Below are 18284 nucleotides of genomic sequence, written 5' to 3' on the forward strand. Positions count from 1 at the left end.
GCCAAAATACTTCGTGATCGCCGCCGTCAGAGACGTCTTGCCATGATCGACGTGACCAATCGTGCCGATGTTCACATGCGGCTTGTTACGCTCAAATTTACCTTTGGCCATCTGAGTTCTCCATTTCCTTCGCGCCCGTTCGGGCTGCTATTTCCGCTCTCGCGTCCGGCTTCCGGTTACGCGTACTTCTTCTGGATTTCCTGGGCGACCGCAGTCGGAACCGGCTCGTAGTGGTCGAACTGCATCGTGTACTGGGCACGGCCCTGCGACATCGAACGCAGCGTATCGACGTACTTGAACATGTTCGCCAGCGGGACCATGGCGTTGACGACGACGGCGATGCCGCGCGTCTCCTGACCCTGGATCTGGCCGCGACGACCGTTGATGTCGCCGATCACGCCGCCGACATACTCCTCAGGCGTCACGACCTCGACCTTCATGATCGGCTCGAGGAGCTGTGCGCCGGCCTTCTGCGCGCCTTCACGGAAGGCGGCACGCGAGGCGATTTCGAACGCGAGCACCGAGGAGTCGACGTCGTGGAAGGCGCCGTCGATCAGCGTCGCCTTGACGCCGAGCATCGGGAAGCCTGCCAGCGGACCCGAAGACAGGACGCTCTGGATGCCCTTCTGGACGCCCGGAATGTACTCCTTGGGAACCGCCCCGCCGACGATCTTGGATTCGAAAACGAAATCCTCGCCGTCCGGGTTCGGCTCGAACACCAGCTTGACGCGGGCGAACTGGCCGGTACCGCCGGTCTGCTTCTTGTGAGTGTAGTCCACCTCGGCCAGACGGGTGATCGTCTCGCGGTAGGCCACCTGCGGCGCACCGACATTGGCCTCGACCTTGAATTCGCGGCGCATGCGGTCGACGAGAATGTCGAGGTGAAGCTCACCCATGCCGGCGATGATGGTCTGGCCGCTCTCCTCGTCGGTCTTGACGCGGAAGGACGGATCCTCGGCAGCGAGACGGTTGAGCGCGAGGCCCATCTTCTCCTGGTCGCCCTTGGTCTTCGGCTCGATCGCGATCTGGATGACCGGATCGGGGAACTCCATGCGCTCCAGAATGACCGGCTTCAGCGGATCGCAGAGCGTGTCGCCCGTGGTGGTGTCCTTGAGGCCGGCCAGCGCGACGATGTCGCCGGCATATGCCTCTTCGATGTCCTCACGCGAGTTGGAGTGCATCTGCAGCATGCGGCCGATGCGCTCTTTCTTGCCCTTGACGGTGTTCTCGAGCGAGATGCCCTTCTTGAGAACGCCCGAATAGATGCGAGCGAAGGTCAGCGAACCGACGAACGGGTCGTTCATGATCTTGAACGCCAGCATCGACAGCGGCTCTTCGTCGGACGACTTGCGGGTCGTCTCGGCCTCGGTCTTCGGATCGATGCCCTTGATGTCCGGCACTTCGACCGGCGAAGGCAGGAAGTCGATGACCGCATTGAGCAGCGGCTGAACGCCCTTGTTCTTGAACGCGGTGCCGCAGAGAACGGGGTGGAACTTGACCTCGATCGTGCCCTTGCGGATGAGGCGGCGCAGCTCTTCGTTCGAAGGCAGGTTGCCATCGAGATAAGCTTCGAGCGCGGCCTCGTCCATCTCGACGGCGGCTTCGATCATCTTCTCGCGGTACTGCTCGGCCTTCTCCTTGAGATCGGCCGGAATTTCAACGACGTCCCACTGCGCGCCGAGGGTCTCGTCGCGCCAGATCAGGGCGTTCATCTCGATCAGGTCGACGACGCCCTTGAAGTCGTTCTCCGCGCCGATCGGCAGCTGGATGGCGACGCCGACCGCGCCGAGACGCGACTCGATCATCTCCAGGCAGCGATAGAAATCGGCGCCGGTCTTGTCCATCTTGTTGCAGAAGATCATGCGCGGGACATGATACTTCTCGGCCTGACGCCACACGGTCTCGGTCTGCGGCTCGACGCCGGCATTGGAGTCCAGCAGCGCGATCGCACCGTCGAGAACGCGCAGCGAGCGCTCGACCTCGATGGTGAAGTCGACGTGTCCGGGCGTGTCGATGATGTTGAAGCGGCGCTTCTTACCGTCACGGCCTTCCCAGAACGTGGTGGTCGCGGCCGACGTGATGGTGATGCCGCGCTCCTGCTCCTGCTCCATCCAGTCCATGGTCGCAGCGCCGTCGTGGACTTCGCCGATCTTGTGCGACTTGCCGGTGTAATAGAGGATACGCTCGGTGGTCGTGGTCTTGCCGGCATCGATGTGGGCCATGATGCCGAAGTTGCGGTAGTCTTCGATTTTATATTCGCGGGCCATGGTGGTGCCTCTCGTATCCCTGCTCGCCGGATTACCAGCGATAGTGCGCGAAGGCGCGGTTGGCTTCGGCCATCTTGTGCGTGTCTTCACGCTTCTTGACGGCGGTGCCGCGGTTGTTGGCCGCATCCAGAAGCTCACCCGACAGGCGATCGACCATGGTGGTCTCGTTGCGCTTGCGCGCAGCGGTGATCAGCCAACGGATGGCAAGCGCCTGACGACGCTCGGGACGGACATCGACCGGAACCTGGTAGGTGGCGCCACCGACGCGGCGCGAACGCACTTCCACGTGCGGCGCGACATTGTCGAGCGCCTGATGGAAGACGGTAACCGGCTCCTGCTTCGTCTTGGCCTGAACCTGGTCGAGCGCGCCGTAGACAATCGTCTCGGCGACCGACTTCTTGCCGTGAAGCATGACGGCGTTCATGAACTTGGTGACGACGAGATCGCCGAACTTCGGGTCCGGATTGATCTCACGCTTCTCTGCACTATGGCGTCGGGACATATTCTTCGTCTCTCACGATCGTCGGCCTGGGCTCAAAACAAAAGCGCCGAAGCCGGGAAAACCCTTACTTCGGACGCTTTGCGCCGTACTTGGAGCGGCGCTGCTTGCGATTCTTCACACCCTGGGTGTCGAGCACGCCACGGATGATGTGGTAGCGCACGCCCGGAAGGTCCTTCACGCGACCGCCGCGGATCATGACCACGGAGTGCTCCTGAAGGTTATGGCCCTCGCCGGGGATGTAGCCGATCACTTCGAAGCCGTTCACGAGGCGGATCTTCGCAACCTTGCGCAGCGCGGAGTTCGGCTTCTTCGGCGTCGTCGTGTAAACGCGCGTGCATACGCCCCGCTTCTGCGGGTTGGCCTGCATGGCCGGAACCTTATTGCGCTTCACCGGCGCAATGCGCGGCTTGCGGATCAGCTGGTTGACGGTAGGCATCAAACCTTCCTTCTATCTCAAAACCGGTGTCTCAAGCCCCTCGCAGGGCCGTCTGGAGCGCCGTTTCCATACAGCAATTCGGGCCACAAACCGTCGCTGACGGTTCTGCCCGAACAAAGCGCAGAGGAAGCGGAAACCGCTTCATGCAAGCCGGAAATGTCTTAGTCGCTCGTAAAACGAACCCTGTTTGAGGCCAACTCCAGGACGCGGCGTCCCGAAAAAGAAAGCCTCACATCGGCTCAGACGAGGCGGCTTCTACTCGTAACGCCCCGCATCGTCAACCCCGTCGGCCCAATAATCGCACGCAAACCGCGACTTGAGCCGCCCTTACACACCAGCAGCAAGAAAGTTGCGCGCGCAGCGGGCGCTACGGCATTTCGTGACTCGCTCCAGACTGTTGCGAGCGCGGAAAACATGCGAGACGGAAGCAAGCAGCCTCTCAAGGACGCTAGATAGGGAATCAGATGATGAATGACAATGAACAGAGACCCGTAATGATCATTGTCGGCCGCGTCTGGCGCAAGAAGGGCGGCGAGTCGGAAGGCGTGCACGTCATGCTGGTGGCGCCCGACGACGATTCGGCGGTGCGGATGGCGCTCGAGGCGCTGGCGCGGGAAGGCTATGCCGAAGCGGAACTGGATCAGATCGGCGAAATTGACGCCGCACCCGACGACGAGCCGCACCTTTCAGCATATCAGGGTGCGCTGGAGGGCGAGGTTTCCATCGTCACGTTCGACGAGATCATCTGACAGCCCGCAGCAATCGGGATAAAGAGACCGCCTGGCCAGGGGCCACCGACCAGACGGTCAATGGTATGCGATCCCGAAAAATGAACCACAACCGTCGTGCCGACGCGCCACCCGACTCATACGGGTTACGTTACGGCGTTTTGAGATATACCGCCGCCGCGTAAACCCACCTACTCCCATTTGGGGGTGATTGCGCGATATGGTTGCATTCGGATGCATTACCCGCGCCTCAGCCGGCAAGAAGAAATCGGCCGAGCATGGCGATGAGTTCGCCCTGACGGTGCGTTCCCGTCTTATTGAAGATGACCTTGACGCGTTGCCTGACCGTTCCGTCGGAGACGCCCAGCAGGCGGGCGGCCTCGCTGAGGGAATGACCATTGGCCAGCGCCTCGCAAAGCTTTATTTCCGCGGCCGAGAGGCCGAACGTGAACCGAAGGCCAACGTCGTCGATCTGCGAACGTGCGCCCACCAGCAGCTTCATGGTCACCAGAACCAGCGGGCGAGGCTGCATCAACAGCGCCAGACTGGCTTCCGAGTGCCGCGGGGCTGGCGTTGCCGTCAGCCGAAAGACCCTCTCCTGCACGCGGAACACATGACTTGGAGACGCGATCGGGAGGCCGTCGGCAAGCCTGGCCACGACATCTTCGAGCCAACGCTGGGCAGCGGCATCGCGAAACGAAAGCGTATTGCCGGCGGCAACGACAACGTCGCCCTGACGCATCGCAATCGCGGCGTCTGCATTTGCTTCCCGAATCTGACGGTCGCGCTCGACCAGCAGCGCCGCACCATCCAGACGGTCCATGAGGCCGGCGAGGCCCGCGCCGCTCTCCACCCCTTGGCGAAGCGACGCTGCAACACGTACCGCATCGGCGAGGTCCGGCCCGATGAGCTCAAGAATGGCTGACGCAGCCTCGTCATATGTCTCGGCGTGGGCAAGTCCGTAATGCCAAGCCAAGTGCACGGTATTGTTCGGATCGACATCAAGACGCATGCCGACCGCCGCTTCGATTTCGCCATGCGGCGCGAGCCAGTCCACATAGAACTCGCTCTTCTGGAAACTGGCGGACGGCATCTCGCGTTCGGAGATGTGCACCGTTCCCGCCTGGACCGTTGTCCAGTAGTCGATCCACGGGTTCACCGACATATAATGCTCGCGGTAGGATGCGACGTAGTCGGGAGCCATGCCCTGGAAGAACGCGGCGTTCACCTGCTGGCGCGGCATATCGTAGTTGAGGATTGCAGGTGACGAGCCCGGCAAGGCGTCGGCCAGCCGCCGGCACGCCTCCACCCAGGCTTCGTGTCCCCACGCGGCCCCGCGCAATGCATCGGATACTTCCGCTGCGGCACGTCTTAAAAAGTCATCATCCCGAATGACACGTGTCTCCCCACCGTTCCCGTCAGCACAATAGCAGGCGAAGCATACCTGTCTCCCCTACCTGCGAACAAAATCGTCGTATTCGACCAGCAAAAACCAGTTGAATCGACTGCACCAGAACTCCCGAAAATTCATTCTTCTCGGCTCCAATGCTGGCGTGTGTCGCAAAGCGACACAGTTACCGTAGAACGAAGCAAATATTTCGGCGCATCGCACAGTCTGATTTGTGTCTCCAATGCAAAAAGGCCGCCGGAGGTTCCGGCGGCCTTTCTGGAGACGAGAAGTATCTCGACTTATTCGGCGGCAGTGCCCGTCATGTCCGCCAGCATCGGCTCGGCCATCTCTGCACCGGACGCCTTGCGGCGCTCGTCGAGAATGAGTTCGTCGCGCGACGTGGCGATACGACGAATCTGGCTCATCTGGCCGCCAGTGCCGGCGGGGATGAGACGACCGACGATGACGTTTTCCTTCAGACCCTGCAGGGTGTCGGTCTTGCCGGCAACCGCAGCTTCGGTCAGCACGCGCGTCGTCTCCTGGAAGGAGGCGGCCGAGATGAAGGAAGGCGTCTGCAGCGATGCCTTCGTGATGCCGAGCAGAACCGGCTGACCTTCGGCGGGCTTCTTGCCCTCCTCAATCAGGCGATCGTTGATCTCATCGAGTTCGATCACGTCGACGTGGTCACCCGGGATGTAGGTCGAGTCGCCCTGAACGGTGATCTCCACCTTCTGGAGCATCTGACGGACAATCACCTCGATGTGCTTGTCGTTGATCAACACGCCCTGCAGTCGGTAGACTTCCTGAATCTCGTTGACGAGGTAGGAAGCGAGAGCTTCCACGCCCTTGATCGCCAGGATGTCGTGCGGCGCGGGGTTGCCGTCGAGGATGTAGTCGCCCTTCTCGATGCTGTCGCCTTCCTGGAGATGGAATGGCTTGCCCTTCGGGATCAGGTACTCGACAGGCTCGACCTGCTCGTCATGCGGCTCGATGATGATGCGACGCTTGTTCTTGTAGTCGCGTCCGAACCGCACCGTGCCGTCGATCTCCGCGATGATTGCATGATCCTTGGGACGACGCGCCTCGAAGAGCTCCGCCACGCGCGGCAGACCGCCCGTGATGTCCTTCGTCTTGGCGCTTTCCATCGGAAGACGCGCAACCACGTCGCCCGGCTGAACCGTTGAGCCCGGCTCAACCGAGAGGATCGCCTCGACCGAGAGCAGGAAGCGTGCATCGCCGCCCTTCGACAGCTTTGCCGGCTTGCCCTTGTCGTCCAGCACAACGATGGCCGGCTTGAGATCCGTACCACGGGGCGTCGAACGCCAGTCGATGACCTCGCGCTTGGTGATGCCGGTCGACTCGTCGGCCGTCTCCTGCACGGAGATGCCATCGACCAGATCCTCGAACGCCACCTTGCCGCCGACCTCGGTGAGGATCGGACGGGTGTAGGGGTCCCACTCGGCGATACGCTGACCACGCTTCACCGTGTCTTCGTCGTCCACGAAGATGCGCGAACCGTAGGTGACGCGGTGAACCGCCCGCTCCTTGCCGGCCTCGTCGAGGATCAGAACCGCCATGTTGCGGCCCATCACCACGAGGTTGCCATCGGAGTTGCGGACCACGTTGCGATTGCGGATCGCGACCTTGCCCTCATACGAGGCTTCAAGGAACGAGGAGTCCACGACCTGAGCGGTGCCGCCCATGTGGAAGGTACGCATGGTGAGCTGCGTGCCCGGTTCGCCGATCGACTGCGCCGCGATGACGCCGACGGCCTCGCCCTGGTTGACGGGCGTGCCGCGTGCAAGATCGCGTCCGTAGCAGACTGCGCAGACGCCGGTGCGGACCTCACAGGTCAGCGCCGAACGGATGCGGAGCGTCTGGATGCCGGCCTTCTCGATGGCGTCGACATCACGCTCGTCGATGAGCGTACCGGCCTTGACGATCATGTCGCCCGAAACCGGGTGAGTGACATCGTCCAGCGCGGTGCGTCCGAGGACGCGCGAGCCGAGCGAAGCCACCACCTGACCGGCATCCACGATCGGCTGCATGGTCAGGCCCTTGTCGGTGCCGCAGTCGGTTGCATTGACGATGCAATCCTGCGCGACATCGACCAGACGGCGGGTCAGGTAACCCGAGTTCGCCGTCTTCAGAGCGGTATCGGCGAGACCCTTACGGGCACCGTGCGTCGAGTTGAAGTACTCGAGAACGGTCAGGCCTTCCTTGAAGTTCGAGATAATCGGCGTCTCGATGATCTCGCCCGACGGCTTGGCCATGAGGCCGCGCATGCCGGCAAGCTGACGCATCTGCGTCGGCGAACCACGGGCACCGGAGTGCGACATCATGTAGATCGAGTTCATCGGCTTCTGACGGCCATCGTCGTTGAACTCGACCGCCTTGATGCGGCCCATCATCTCGTCGGCGACCTTTTCCGAGCACTTAGCCCAGGCGTCGACCACCTTGTTGTACTTCTCGCCCTGCGTAATCAGGCCGTCATTGTACTGCTGCTCATATTCCTTCGCGAGCGCCTCGGTGTCGGCGACCAGCTTCTCCTTGGCGTCCGGAATGAGCATGTCGTCCTTGCCGAACGAGATGCCGGCCCGGCAGGCGTGGCTGAAACCAAGCGCCATGATGCGATCGCAGAAGATCACAGTCTCCTTCTGGCCGCAGTGGCGGTAGACCGTGTCGATCATCTTGGAGATGTTCTTCTTGGTCATCTCCTGGTTTGCGGTTTCGAACGGCACGTTGACGTTCTTCGGCAGCAGTTCGCCGATGATCATGCGGCCAGGCGTGGTTTCGTAGATCTTCGAAACCAGGTTGCCCTCGGCATCGACGGTCTTGAACCGGCCCTTGATCTTGGTGTGCAGCGTGACGGCCTTGGTCTCCAGCGCATGGTGCAGTTCGCCCATGTCGGCGAAAGCCATGCCCTCTCCCGGCTCGTTCTGGTTGACGATCGAGAGATAGTAGAGGCCCAGAACCATGTCCTGCGACGGCACGATGATCGGCGCGCCGGAGGCAGGGTGCAGGATGTTGTTGGTCGACATCATCAGCACGCGGGCTTCGAGCTGCGCTTCCAGCGACAGCGGTACGTGCACCGCCATCTGGTCACCGTCGAAGTCGGCATTGAAGGCCGTGCAGACCAGCGGATGAAGCTGGATCGCCTTGCCTTCGATCAGGATGGGCTCGAACGCCTGGATGCCGAGGCGGTGAAGCGTCGGCGCGCGGTTGAGCAGCACCGGATGCTCGCGGATGACCTCGTCAAGGATATCCCAGACTTCCGGCTTTTCCTTCTCGACCAGCTTCTTCGCCTGCTTGACCGTCGAGGAGTAACCCTTGGCGTCGAGGCGGGCGTAGATGAACGGCTTGAACAGCTCGAGCGCCATCTTCTTTGGCAAACCGCACTGGTGCAGCTTCAGCTCCGGACCGGTCACGATGACCGAGCGGCCGGAATAGTCGACGCGCTTGCCGAGCAGGTTCTGGCGGAACCGGCCCTGCTTGCCCTTGAGCATGTCGGACAGCGACTTCAGCGGACGCTTGTTGGCGCCCGTGATGACGCGGCCGCGACGGCCGTTGTCGAACAGCGCATCCACCGCTTCCTGAAGCATGCGCTTCTCGTTGCGGATGATGATGCCCGGTGCGCGCAGCTCGATCAGCCGCTTGAGGCGGTTGTTACGGTTGATGACGCGACGGTACAGGTCGTTGAGGTCGGAAGTCGCAAAGCGGCCGCCGTCCAGCGGCACCAGCGGACGCAGGTCCGGCGGGATCACGGGGATGATCTTCATGATCATCCACTCGGGACGGTTGCCCGATTCCATGAAGTTCTCGACCACCTTCAGGCGCTTGAGCAGCTTCTTCTGCTTGAGTTCCGAGGTCGTGGAAGCCAGCTCCGAACGCAGGTCGCCCGCGATCTTCTCCAGCTCCATGCCGGCCAGAAGCTCGTGGATCGCCTCGGCGCCGATCATCGCGGTGAAGGAATCCTCGCCGTACTCATCGACGGCGATCATGTATTCCTCTTCCGAAAGGAGCTGGTGCTCCTTCAGCGCGGTCAGGCCCGGCTCGGTCACGATGTAGTTCTCGAAATAGAGAACGCGCTCGATGTCCTTGAGCGTCATGTCGAGCAGCGTGCCGATGCGCGAGGGCAGCGACTTCAGGAACCAGATGTGCGCGACGGGCGCGGCCAGCTCGATGTGGCCCATGCGCTCGCGGCGCACGCGCGACAGCGTGACCTCGACGCCGCACTTCTCGCAGATGACGCCCTTGTACTTCATGCGCTTGTACTTGCCGCACAGGCACTCGTAGTCCTTGATGGGGCCGAAGATGCGCGCGCAGAAGAGACCGTCACGCTCAGGCTTGAACGTACGGTAGTTGATCGTCTCCGGCTTCTTGATCTCGCCGAACGACCAGGACTGAATCTTGTCCGGGCTGGCAAGCGAGATCCGGATCGAATCGAAGGTCTGCGCCGGCGCCTGAGGATTGAAAAGATTCATGACCTCTTGGTTCATGCCGTTCTCCTTGTCGGGGCCGAAGCCCCTTTCTTGACCATGGCGACGGCAAAGGCCGCATCGTCGCCGTCATTATCCTGTGGCGCGCCGCGAGACCCCTGCCCCGCGGCGCATTTCGCCTATTCGGCTGCGTCCGGCAGACGCGCCGGACCGTCCTCGACGGCCGAGTTCTCAAGTTCGACGTTGAGCCCGAGCGAGCGCATTTCCTTCACGAGAACATTGAAGCTCTCGGGAATGCCCGCCTCGAACGTGTCGTCGCCGCGCACGATGGCCTCGTAGACCTTGGTGCGGCCCGCCACGTCGTCCGACTTCACCGTCAGCATCTCCTGCAGCGTGTAGGCCGCGCCGTATGCCTCGAGCGCCCAGACCTCCATCTCGCCGAAGCGCTGGCCGCCGAACTGCGCCTTGCCGCCCAGCGGCTGCTGGGTGACGAGCGAGTACGGTCCGATCGAACGCGCGTGGATCTTGTCGTCCACGAGATGGTGCAGCTTGAGCATGTAGATATAGCCCATCGTCACCTTGCGGTCGAACGGCTCGCCGGTACGTCCGTCGTAGAGCGTCGACTGACCGCTGGAATGCAGGCCCGCCTGCTCCAGCATGTCGTTGATGTCGGACTCGTGCGCACCGTCGAACACCGGGGTCGCGATGGAAACGCCGCGCTTCATCTGCTCGCCGAGGCGAACGACGGACTCGTCGTCGTAGTCACGGACCGGCTCGTTGCGGTCGTTGGCCGGAATGATGCCTTCGATCGTCTGGCGCAACGGCTTGATGTCGCCGCCCTCCTTGTAGGCGTCGATCAGCTCGCCGATCTTCCTGCCCATGCCGGCGCAGGCCCAGCCCAGATGCGTCTCCAGGATCTGGCCGACGTTCATGCGCGAAGGCACGCCCAGCGGGTTGAGCACGATGTCGGCATGCGTGCCGTCCTCGAGGAACGGCATGTCCTCGACCGGAACGATACGCGAGACGACGCCCTTGTTGCCATGACGGCCAGCCATCTTGTCGCCCGGCTGCATCTTGCGCTTCACGGCAACGAACACCTTGACCATCTTCATGACGCCGGGGGGCATCTCGTCGCCGCGCTGCACCTTCTCGACCTTGTCCATGAAGCGCTGCTCGAGCGCCTTCTTGGACTCGTCGTACTGGCCACGCAGGGCTTCCAGCTCGCTCTGGACCTTCTCGTCCTCGACGGCGAACTGCCACCACTGCGAACGCGGGAAGTCGGTCAGCGCCTCACGGGTGAGCGCGCCGCCCTTCTTGAAGCCCTTGGGGCCCGCAATCGCTTCCTTGCCGGTCAGCATGTCGGCCAGACGCGAGTAGACGTTGCGATCCAGGATCGCCTGCTCGTCGTCGCGGTCCTTTGCCAGACGCTCGATCTCTTCGCGCTCGATCGCCATCGCGCGTTCGTCCTTCTCCACGCCGTGGCGGTTGAAGACGCGAACTTCGACGACCGTGCCGAAGGCACCGGGCGGCATGCGCATGGAGGTGTCACGGACGTCCGAAGCCTTCTCGCCGAAGATCGCGCGCAGGAGCTTTTCCTCCGGCGTCATCGGGCTTTCGCCCTTCGGCGTGATCTTGCCGACGAGGATGTCGCCCGGCTGCACTTCCGCACCGATATAGGTAATGCCGGCTTCGTCGAGGTTTTTCAGAGCTTCTTCCGAGACGTTCGGAATGTCGCGCGTGATCTCTTCCGGCCCAAGCTTGGTATCGCGCGCCATGACCTCGAACTCCTCGATGTGGATCGAGGTGAAGATGTCGTCGGCGACGATGCGCTCGGATAGGAGGATGGAGTCCTCGTAGTTGTAGCCGTTCCAAGGCATGAACGCGACAAGCACGTTGCGGCCCAGAGCCAGATCGCCGAGGTCGGTCGACGGACCGTCGGCGATGATGTCGCCCTTGTTGACCCGGTCACCCATACGCACCAGCGGGCGCTGGTTGATGCAGGTGTTCTGGTTCGAACGCTGGAACTTCATCAGGCGGTAGATGTCGACGCCGGACTTGCCCGGATCGAGATCTTCCGTCGCGCGGATAACGATACGCGTCGCGTCCACCTGATCGACGATGCCGCCACGGCGTGCGCCGATGGCAGCGCCAGAGTCACGGGCAACGATCGGCTCCATGCCGGTGCCGACGAACGGAGCCTCAGCGCGCACCAGCGGCACGGCCTGACGCTGCATGTTCGAGCCCATGAGAGCGCGGTTGGCGTCGTCGTTCTCGAGGAACGGGATGAGTGCCGCGGCGACCGAAACCATCTGCTTCGGCGACACGTCCATCAGGTCGACGTTCTCGCGCGGGGTCATCATGACCTCGCCCGCATGACGGCAGATCACGAACTCGTCGGTGAACGAGCCATTGCCATCAAGCTCGGCGTTCGCCTGCGCCACGTAGTGCTTGGCCTCTTCCATCGCCGACAGGTAAACGACCTGGTCGGAGACCTTGCCGTCGATGATGCGACGGTAGGGGCTTTCGATGAAGCCGTACTTGTTGACGCGCGCGAAGGTGGCCAGCGAGTTGATGAGACCGATGTTCGGGCCTTCCGGCGTCTCGATCGGGCAGATGCGGCCGTAATGCGTGACGTGAACGTCGCGCACTTCGAAGCCGGCGCGCTCGCGGGTCAGACCGCCAGGCCCGAGGGCCGACAGACGACGCTTGTGCGTGATCTCGGAGAGCGGGTTGGTCTGATCCATGAACTGCGAAAGCTGCGAGGAACCGAAGAACTCGCGGACAGCCGCTGCGGCCGGCTTGGCGTTGATAAGGTCCTGCGGCATGACGGTGTCGATCTCGATCGACGACATGCGCTCCTTGATCGCGCGCTCCATGCGAAGCAGGCCGACGCGGTACTGGTTTTCCATCAGCTCGCCGACCGAACGCACACGGCGGTTGCCGAGATTGTCGATGTCGTCGATGTCGCCCTTGCCGTCGCGCAGCTCGACCAGCGTCTTGACGACGGCGAGGATGTCCTCCTTGCGCAGCACGCGCACGGTGTCCTCGGCGTCGAGTTCGAGACGCATGTTCATCTTGACGCGACCGACGGCCGAAAGGTCGTAGCGCTCGGCATCGAAGAAGAGCGAATTGAACATCGCCTCTGCGGTGTCGATTGTCGGCGGCTCGCCCGGACGCATAACGCGATAGATGTCGAACAGCGCGTCCTGACGGCTCTCGTTCTTGTCGACGGCCAGCGTGTTGCGGATGTAGCCGCCCACATTGACGTGGTCGATGTCGAGAATCTGGATCTCTTCCTGCCCGGCCTCGAGCAGAACCTTCAGCGTCTTCTCGTCGATCTCGTCGCCGGCCTCGAGATAAATCTCGCCGGTTGCGTAGTTGACGATGTCTTCTGCCAGGTACGAGCCGAACAGGTCGTCCTCGGTCGCCTTGATGGCCTTGAGGCCCTTCTCGGCAAGCTGCTTGGCCTGGCGCGCGGTGATCTTGCGGCCGGCCTCGACCACGACTTCACCGGTGTCGGCGTCGACGAGATCGTTGACGGCCTTGAGGCCACGGAAGCGCTCGGCATTGTAAGGGATGCGCCAGTGGTCCTTGGCGCGGATGTAGGTCAGCTTGTCGTAGAAGGTCGACAGGATTTCCTCGCCGTCCATGCCCAGCGCCATCAGCAGGCTGGTGACGGGGATCTTGCGGCGACGGTCGATACGGGCGTGCACGACATCCTTCGAGTCGAACTCGATGTCGAGCCACGAACCGCGATAAGGGATGACGCGCGCGGCAAACAGGAGCTTGCCCGACGAGTGCGACTTGCCCTTGTCGTGGTCGAAGAACACGCCCGGCGAACGGTGCATCTGCGAGACGATTACGCGCTCGGTGCCGTTGATGATAAACGTGCCGTTGGACGTCATGAGCGGCATGTCGCCCATGTAGACGTCCTGCTCCTTGATGTCCTTGATCGACTTCGCGCCGGTGTCCTCGTCGACATCGAATACGATAAGGCGCAGCGTCACCTTCAGTGGCGCGGCAAAGGTGAGGTCACGCTGGCGGCACTCGTCCACGTCGAACTTCGGCGCTTCGAACTCGTACTTGACGAATTCAAGCATGGAGGCGCCCGAAAAATCGGAAATCGGGAAAACCGACTTGAACACCGCCTGCAGCCCCTCGTCCGGACGGCCGCCCTTGGGCTCGTCTACCATGAGAAACTGATCATAGGATGCCTTCTGAACCTCGATGAGGTTCGGCATCTCCGCAACTTCCGGAATCTTTCCGAAGAACTTGCGTACGCGCCTGCGACCATTGAACGTGTGGGTCTGGGCCATCGTCGCTCCTTGCTGCCTTCTTGGCTTCGTGTTGGCTTGACGCCAAACTTACCGACCGCGACCACCGCGCGGTCCATCAAAAACGGGTAAAAACCCGTTTCCTGAAGGCCGCCGCCGGCCCACAGGAAAGAGGTTTCGTACAATCAGTCCCGGCTGCGGGACCGGCGGACGGCCAAGCCGCCCGCCGAAACCACAATCGGTCTTACTTAAGCTCGACCTTGGCGCCAGCGCCTTCGAGCTGGGCCTTGATCTTGTCGGCTTCGTCCTTGGACACGCCTTCCTTGACCGGCTTCGGAGCGCCCTCGACGAGGTCCTTGGCTTCCTTGAGGCCCAGGCCGGTGATAGCGCGGACTTCCTTGATCACGTTGATCTTCTGAGCGCCGGCATCCGAGAGAATGACGTCGAATTCGGTCTTCTCTTCAGCGGCCTCGGCAGGAGCAGCAGCACCGCCAGCGGCAGCAACGGCCACCGGAGCAGCGGCGGAAACGCCCCACTTCTCTTCGAGCATCTTCGAGAGCTCAGCAGCCTCGAGGACGGTCAGCGACGACAGGTCTTCAACGATCTTGGCGAGATCAGCCATTTTTCAGTTTCCTTTAAAGTTCGAACAGTTGTGTTGTTTTGATGAGGAACGGCCTCACGCCGCCTCGTCCTTCCGGGCATAGGCGCCGAAAACGCGGGCAAGATTTCCTGCCGGTGCGTTGACGACTGCAGCGATCCTGGTTGCCGGCGTGTTGATCATGCCGACGATCTTGGCACGCAGCTCGTCCAGCGACGGCATGGTGGCAAGAGCCTTCACACCATCGGCATCGAGCGCGGTCGAGCCCATTGCGCCGCCGAGAATGACGAGCTTGTCATTCGCCTTGGCGAAATCGGCGGCGACCTTGGGTGCCGCAACCGGATCATCCGCGTAGGCGATCAGGGTCTGTCCTTTGAACAGATCCTTCATGCCTTCGGATTCCGTACCCTGAAGAGCGATAACGGCGAGGCGGTTCTTCGCGACTTTGACGGTCCCGCCCGCAGCGCGCATTTTCGACCGAAGGTCGTTCATGTTCGCGACGGTAAGACCGGCATAGTGGGCCACGACCACCGAACCCGTGCTCTTGAACACGTCGTTCAGGCCCGTGACGAATTCGCGCTTTTCCGCTCTATCCACTGCCTATCTCCAGTTGATGACCGGCCATTCCCGGACGGTCATCGGTTGCCTTTTGTCGCGCGGAACGCTCCATATGGATCGCCCGAACGACGCTCGAGGATCCTGTCCCCCTTCGCCACGCCTTCGGTTTCCCTGGGGCGCGCAGACAAAAGGCCAACACGGTTCGAACTTTCAACGGGGCTGCGCCCCTTTGTCCGTTCTCACCCCGTCTCATGCAGGCCCATGCGAATTAAGGCTTTGGGCCGCCTGCAGTCTCGGACAGGATAACCGGAAACGGTTTCCCGCTCCCGGCCATCCGGGCCCCGCGTGCGGAGCCCGAAATCTTAATTCCAGCGACGTCAGTCGCCGGCCACCCGGCTTTACGCCGCGGTGATCGTTGCCGGGTCGAGCTTGAGGCCCGGACCCATGGTCGACGAAATCGCGACCTTCTTGACGTAGTTGCCCTTGGCGCCCGACGGCTTGGCCTTGATGACCGCGTCGGCGAATGCCTTCACGTTCTCCTCGAGTGCCTTGGTGTCGAACGAGACCTTGCCCACGCCGGCATGCACGATGCCCGCCTTCTCGACGCGGAACTCGACGGCACCGCCCTTGGACGCCTTCACGGCGGCGGCAACGTCGGTGGTCACGGTGCCGACCTTCGGGTTCGGCATCATGCCACGCGGGCCGAGCACCTTGCCCAGACGGCCGACCAGCGGCATCATGTCGGGGGTCGCGATGCAGCGATCGAAGTTGATCTCGCCCTTCTGGACGACCTCGACCAACTCTTCCGCGCCGACGATGTCCGCGCCGGCGGCCTTGGCTTCGTCAGCCTTGTCGCCACGGGCAAACACGGCGACGCGAACGTTGCGGCCGGTGCCATTGGGCAGGTTGACCACGCCGCGAACCATCTGGTCAGCGTGACGCGGATCGACACCCAGGTTCATCGCGACCTCGATGGTCTCGTCGAACTTGGCGGTGGCGCGTTCCTGCAGCAGCTTGATGGCCTCGGCCAGATCGTACTGCTTGTTGGGGTCGATACCTTCGCGCGCCTTGGTGATGCGCTTTGCACTCTTCGTTGCCATCGTCTCAGCCCACCACTTCCAGGCCCATCGAACGGGCAGAGCCTTCAACCATGCGCATGGCGGCTTCCACGTCGTTCGCGTTCAGGTCCTTCATCTTCGCTTCGGCGATCTCGCGCACCTTGTCGCGGGCGATCGTTCCGGCGGAAACCTTGCCCGGCTCCTTGGAGCCCGACTTCAGGTTGGCGGCCTTCTTCAGGAAGTAGCTCACCGGCGGCGTCTTCATCGCGAAGGTGAACGACTTGTCCTGATAGTAGGTAATCACGACGGGGATGGGCTGACCCTTCTCCATCTCCTGCGTGGCGGCATTGAACGCCTTGCAGAATTCCATGATGTTGATGCCACGCTGACCAAGCGCCGGACCGATCGGGGGAGACGGCGTTGCCGATCCCGCTGCGACCTGGAGCTTGAGCTGGCCTGCAATTTTCTTAGCCATTGCTCTTCTGCCTCATTTTCATGCCGGACGCGTCCGGCGGTTGCAGTCGGTGGTGCGGAGTTCGTGGCGATCGGCTGAACCGCCCTCTCCTTCCACCATTCCACGCAGGACAGCATCAGCGGCCCGCGACCTTCCCCGCCGTCGGCGGGCAAGGATTTCCGGTCAGCCCTTTTCGACCTGACCGAATTCCAGATCGACCGGCACCGCCCGGCCGAAGATCGAAACCTCGACCTTGAGGCGCGAACGCTCTTCGTCCACTTCCTGCACGAAGCCGTTGAACGAGGCGAACGGACCATCCGACACCCGCACGGCCTCGCCGATCTCGAAGGTCACCGACGGCTTCGGACGCTCCACACCCTCCTGCACCTGGTGCAGGATGTGCTGGGCTTCCTTCTCCGAAATCGGCACCGGCTTGGCGGTACGCGGATCTTCGCCGAGGAAGCCTGTCACGCGCGGCGTGTTCTTCACGAGGCTGATGACCGAATCGGTCAGGTTGGCCTTGAGCAGCACGTAGCCCGGAAAGAACTTGCGCTCGGCATCGACCTTCTTGCCGCGGCGGATCTCGACCACCTTCTCGGTGGGCACCACGATCTGCTCGATCTGGTCGCTAAGGCCCTTCTGCTTGGCCTTGTTCTCGATATCCTCGGCGACCTTCTTCTCGAAATTCGAGTAGGCGTGGACGATGTACCACCGCGCAGTCATATAAGAATTCTCCGTAGTCGGCGGCGTTAGCGCCCGATGCCCAGAATCAGCTCGACGGCGAACGCCATCACCTGATCGGCGGCAAAGAAAAAGATCGCAGCCAAAAAGGCAAAGCCCAGCACCATAACCGTGGAGATCATCGTCTCGCGCCGCGAGGGCCACGTAACCTTGGACGTTTCGGTACGCACCTGCTGCAGAAAGACAAAGGGATTGGTGGTCTTGGACGCCATCTGCCGCTCTTTATTATTGCCCCGCGTTACCCGGAGCATGAACCCTGATTCCGGCGGAACCTGCGGCAACGCCGCCATCCCGTCGCAAACGTTCGCGAATCGCTCACTGGTATCCAGCCATGCAATTCAGGCGCGTAAAGCCTGTTCGCAGCCCCACGCGCCTCGCGTCTGTTGGCTCGATATAGAACCGAACGCCGCGACATGCAAGTGCCTTGATGAGGTTTGTGCTGACGGGACACCGGGTGGCGGTGCTGGCAGGGGCAGCAGGGCTCGAACCTGCGACCTGCGGTTTTGGAGACCGCCGCTCTACCAACTGAGCTATACCCCTACGCCGTCTGCGGCGACGCCTTCCTATTTCCTCTTTGCGCGCGGTGCAAGAGCCATTGTCGGCCGAGTCCGCTTGCAGAGGGCTTTTTCCCGGTCATCGCAGAACAGGCTGACCATAGATGGTGCAGCCGCCCGGAAAAAACAAAGCGGGCGGCCGAAGCCGCCCGCCCGAAATCCGTTTGAAACGAATTATTCCGTGATGGACGCGACGATGCCTGCGCCGACGGTGCGGCCGCCTTCGCGGATGGCGAAGCGCAGCTTCTCTTCCATCGCGATCGGCACGATCAGCGTCACGTCGAC

Annotated in this window: 15 protein-coding genes and 1 tRNA gene; 1 reads left to right on the top strand and 15 read right to left on the bottom strand. The window is 62.2% G+C overall.

Going from position 1 to position 18284, the window contains the following annotated elements; genetic code table 11:
• The 4 genes from FY036_RS00595 to rpsL form a co-directional block, all read right to left on the bottom strand.
• A partial coding sequence (locus FY036_RS00595; RefSeq protein WP_148912787.1) for a GTP-binding protein occupies positions 1 to 111 on the bottom strand: 111 nt, incomplete at its 3' end.
• A gap of 65 nt (positions 112 to 176) precedes the next feature.
• A complete protein-coding gene (fusA, locus tag FY036_RS00600) occupies positions 177 to 2267 on the bottom strand; it encodes an elongation factor G (RefSeq protein ID WP_148912788.1) in 2091 nt (696 codons plus the stop codon).
• A 31-nt stretch (positions 2268 to 2298) separates the two neighbouring features.
• Positions 2299 to 2769 carry a 30S ribosomal protein S7 gene (rpsG, locus tag FY036_RS00605; protein WP_148912789.1) on the bottom strand — a complete coding sequence of 157 codons (471 nt, stop codon included), beginning with the start codon at positions 2767 to 2769 and terminating at the stop codon, positions 2299 to 2301.
• A 64-nt stretch (positions 2770 to 2833) separates the two neighbouring features.
• Entirely contained in the window at positions 2834 to 3205 is a 372-nt protein-coding gene (gene rpsL / locus FY036_RS00610) for a 30S ribosomal protein S12 (RefSeq protein ID WP_024585419.1), read from the bottom strand.
• A gap of 467 nt (positions 3206 to 3672) precedes the next feature.
• Between rpsL and FY036_RS00615 the strand changes: the two genes are divergently transcribed.
• Positions 3673 to 3954, top strand: coding sequence for a transcriptional regulator (locus FY036_RS00615; protein WP_148912798.1), 282 nt, complete (start codon positions 3673 to 3675; stop codon positions 3952 to 3954).
• 229 nt (positions 3955 to 4183) lie between these two features.
• Here FY036_RS00615 and FY036_RS00620 read toward each other — a convergent pair whose 3' ends face one another.
• From FY036_RS00620 to FY036_RS00670, 11 genes are all read right to left on the bottom strand, one after another.
• The gene (locus FY036_RS00620; RefSeq protein WP_148912790.1) at positions 4184 to 5275 is read right to left on the bottom strand and encodes a helix-turn-helix transcriptional regulator; all 1092 of its coding nucleotides are present in this window, start codon (positions 5273 to 5275) and stop codon (positions 4184 to 4186) included.
• Between the two features lie 347 nt (positions 5276 to 5622).
• On the bottom strand, positions 5623 to 9822 hold the full coding sequence (rpoC, locus tag FY036_RS00625) for a DNA-directed RNA polymerase subunit beta' (RefSeq protein WP_148912791.1): 4200 nt from the start codon (positions 9820 to 9822) through the stop codon (positions 5623 to 5625).
• A 119-nt stretch (positions 9823 to 9941) separates the two neighbouring features.
• Positions 9942 to 14078, bottom strand: coding sequence for a DNA-directed RNA polymerase subunit beta (rpoB, locus tag FY036_RS00630; RefSeq protein ID WP_148912792.1), 4137 nt, complete (start codon positions 14076 to 14078; stop codon positions 9942 to 9944).
• A gap of 202 nt (positions 14079 to 14280) precedes the next feature.
• Positions 14281 to 14658 carry a 50S ribosomal protein L7/L12 gene (rplL, locus tag FY036_RS00635; protein ID WP_148912793.1) on the bottom strand — a complete coding sequence of 126 codons (378 nt, stop codon included), beginning with the start codon at positions 14656 to 14658 and terminating at the stop codon, positions 14281 to 14283.
• Positions 14659 to 14712: 54 nt separating this feature from the next.
• Positions 14713 to 15231: a 50S ribosomal protein L10 gene (gene rplJ, locus FY036_RS00640; protein ID WP_148912794.1), complete on the bottom strand. Its 519-nt coding sequence runs from the start codon at positions 15229 to 15231 to the stop codon at positions 14713 to 14715.
• Between the two features lie 359 nt (positions 15232 to 15590).
• Complete coding sequence (gene rplA / locus FY036_RS00645; RefSeq protein WP_148912795.1) at positions 15591 to 16292, bottom strand: 50S ribosomal protein L1; 702 nt, start codon at positions 16290 to 16292, stop codon at positions 15591 to 15593.
• A 4-nt stretch (positions 16293 to 16296) separates the two neighbouring features.
• Complete coding sequence (gene rplK, locus FY036_RS00650; RefSeq protein ID WP_148912796.1) at positions 16297 to 16725, bottom strand: 50S ribosomal protein L11; 429 nt, start codon at positions 16723 to 16725, stop codon at positions 16297 to 16299.
• 162 nt (positions 16726 to 16887) lie between these two features.
• A complete protein-coding gene (gene nusG, locus FY036_RS00655) occupies positions 16888 to 17427 on the bottom strand; it encodes a transcription termination/antitermination protein NusG (protein WP_148912797.1) in 540 nt (179 codons plus the stop codon).
• A 26-nt stretch (positions 17428 to 17453) separates the two neighbouring features.
• Positions 17454 to 17657 carry a preprotein translocase subunit SecE gene (secE, locus tag FY036_RS00660; protein WP_148912799.1) on the bottom strand — a complete coding sequence of 68 codons (204 nt, stop codon included), beginning with the start codon at positions 17655 to 17657 and terminating at the stop codon, positions 17454 to 17456.
• Positions 17658 to 17909: 252 nt separating this feature from the next.
• Positions 17910 to 17985: transfer RNA gene (locus FY036_RS00665), tRNA-Trp, on the bottom strand.
• A gap of 188 nt (positions 17986 to 18173) precedes the next feature.
• Positions 18174 to 18284, bottom strand: a 111-nt coding sequence (locus tag FY036_RS00670; protein WP_456238249.1) for an EF-Tu C-terminal domain-related protein, incomplete at its 5' end; no start/stop codon positions are given.

Source organism: Neoaquamicrobium microcysteis, assembly GCF_008180155.1.
In the GTDB taxonomy this organism is placed as follows: Bacteria; Pseudomonadota; Alphaproteobacteria; order Rhizobiales; family Rhizobiaceae; genus Aerobium; species Aerobium microcysteis.

Bases quoted from the DNA above. Each gene is read 5' to 3' on its own strand.
- fusA (WP_148912788.1), bottom strand. From the start codon at position 2,267: ATGGCCCGCGAATATAAAATCGAAGACTACCGCAACTTCGGCATCATG.
- rpsL (WP_024585419.1), bottom strand. From the start codon at position 3,205: ATGCCTACCGTCAACCAGCTGATCCGCAAGCCGCGCATTGCGCCGGTG.
- rplK (WP_148912796.1), bottom strand. From the start codon at position 16,725: ATGGCTAAGAAAATTGCAGGCCAGCTCAAGCTCCAGGTCGCAGCGGGA.
- rpoC (WP_148912791.1), bottom strand. From the start codon at position 9,822: ATGAACCAAGAGGTCATGAATCTTTTCAATCCTCAGGCGCCGGCGCAG.
- rplL (WP_148912793.1), bottom strand. From the start codon at position 14,658: ATGGCTGATCTCGCCAAGATCGTTGAAGACCTGTCGTCGCTGACCGTC.
- rplA (WP_148912795.1), bottom strand. From the start codon at position 16,292: ATGGCAACGAAGAGTGCAAAGCGCATCACCAAGGCGCGCGAAGGTATC.
- nusG (WP_148912797.1), bottom strand. From the start codon at position 17,427: ATGACTGCGCGGTGGTACATCGTCCACGCCTACTCGAATTTCGAGAAG.
- rpsG (WP_148912789.1), bottom strand. From the start codon at position 2,769: ATGTCCCGACGCCATAGTGCAGAGAAGCGTGAGATCAATCCGGACCCG.
- secE (WP_148912799.1), bottom strand. From the start codon at position 17,657: ATGGCGTCCAAGACCACCAATCCCTTTGTCTTTCTGCAGCAGGTGCGT.
- FY036_RS00615 (WP_148912798.1), top strand. From the start codon at position 3,673: ATGAATGACAATGAACAGAGACCCGTAATGATCATTGTCGGCCGCGTC.
- rpoB (WP_148912792.1), bottom strand. From the start codon at position 14,078: ATGGCCCAGACCCACACGTTCAATGGTCGCAGGCGCGTACGCAAGTTC.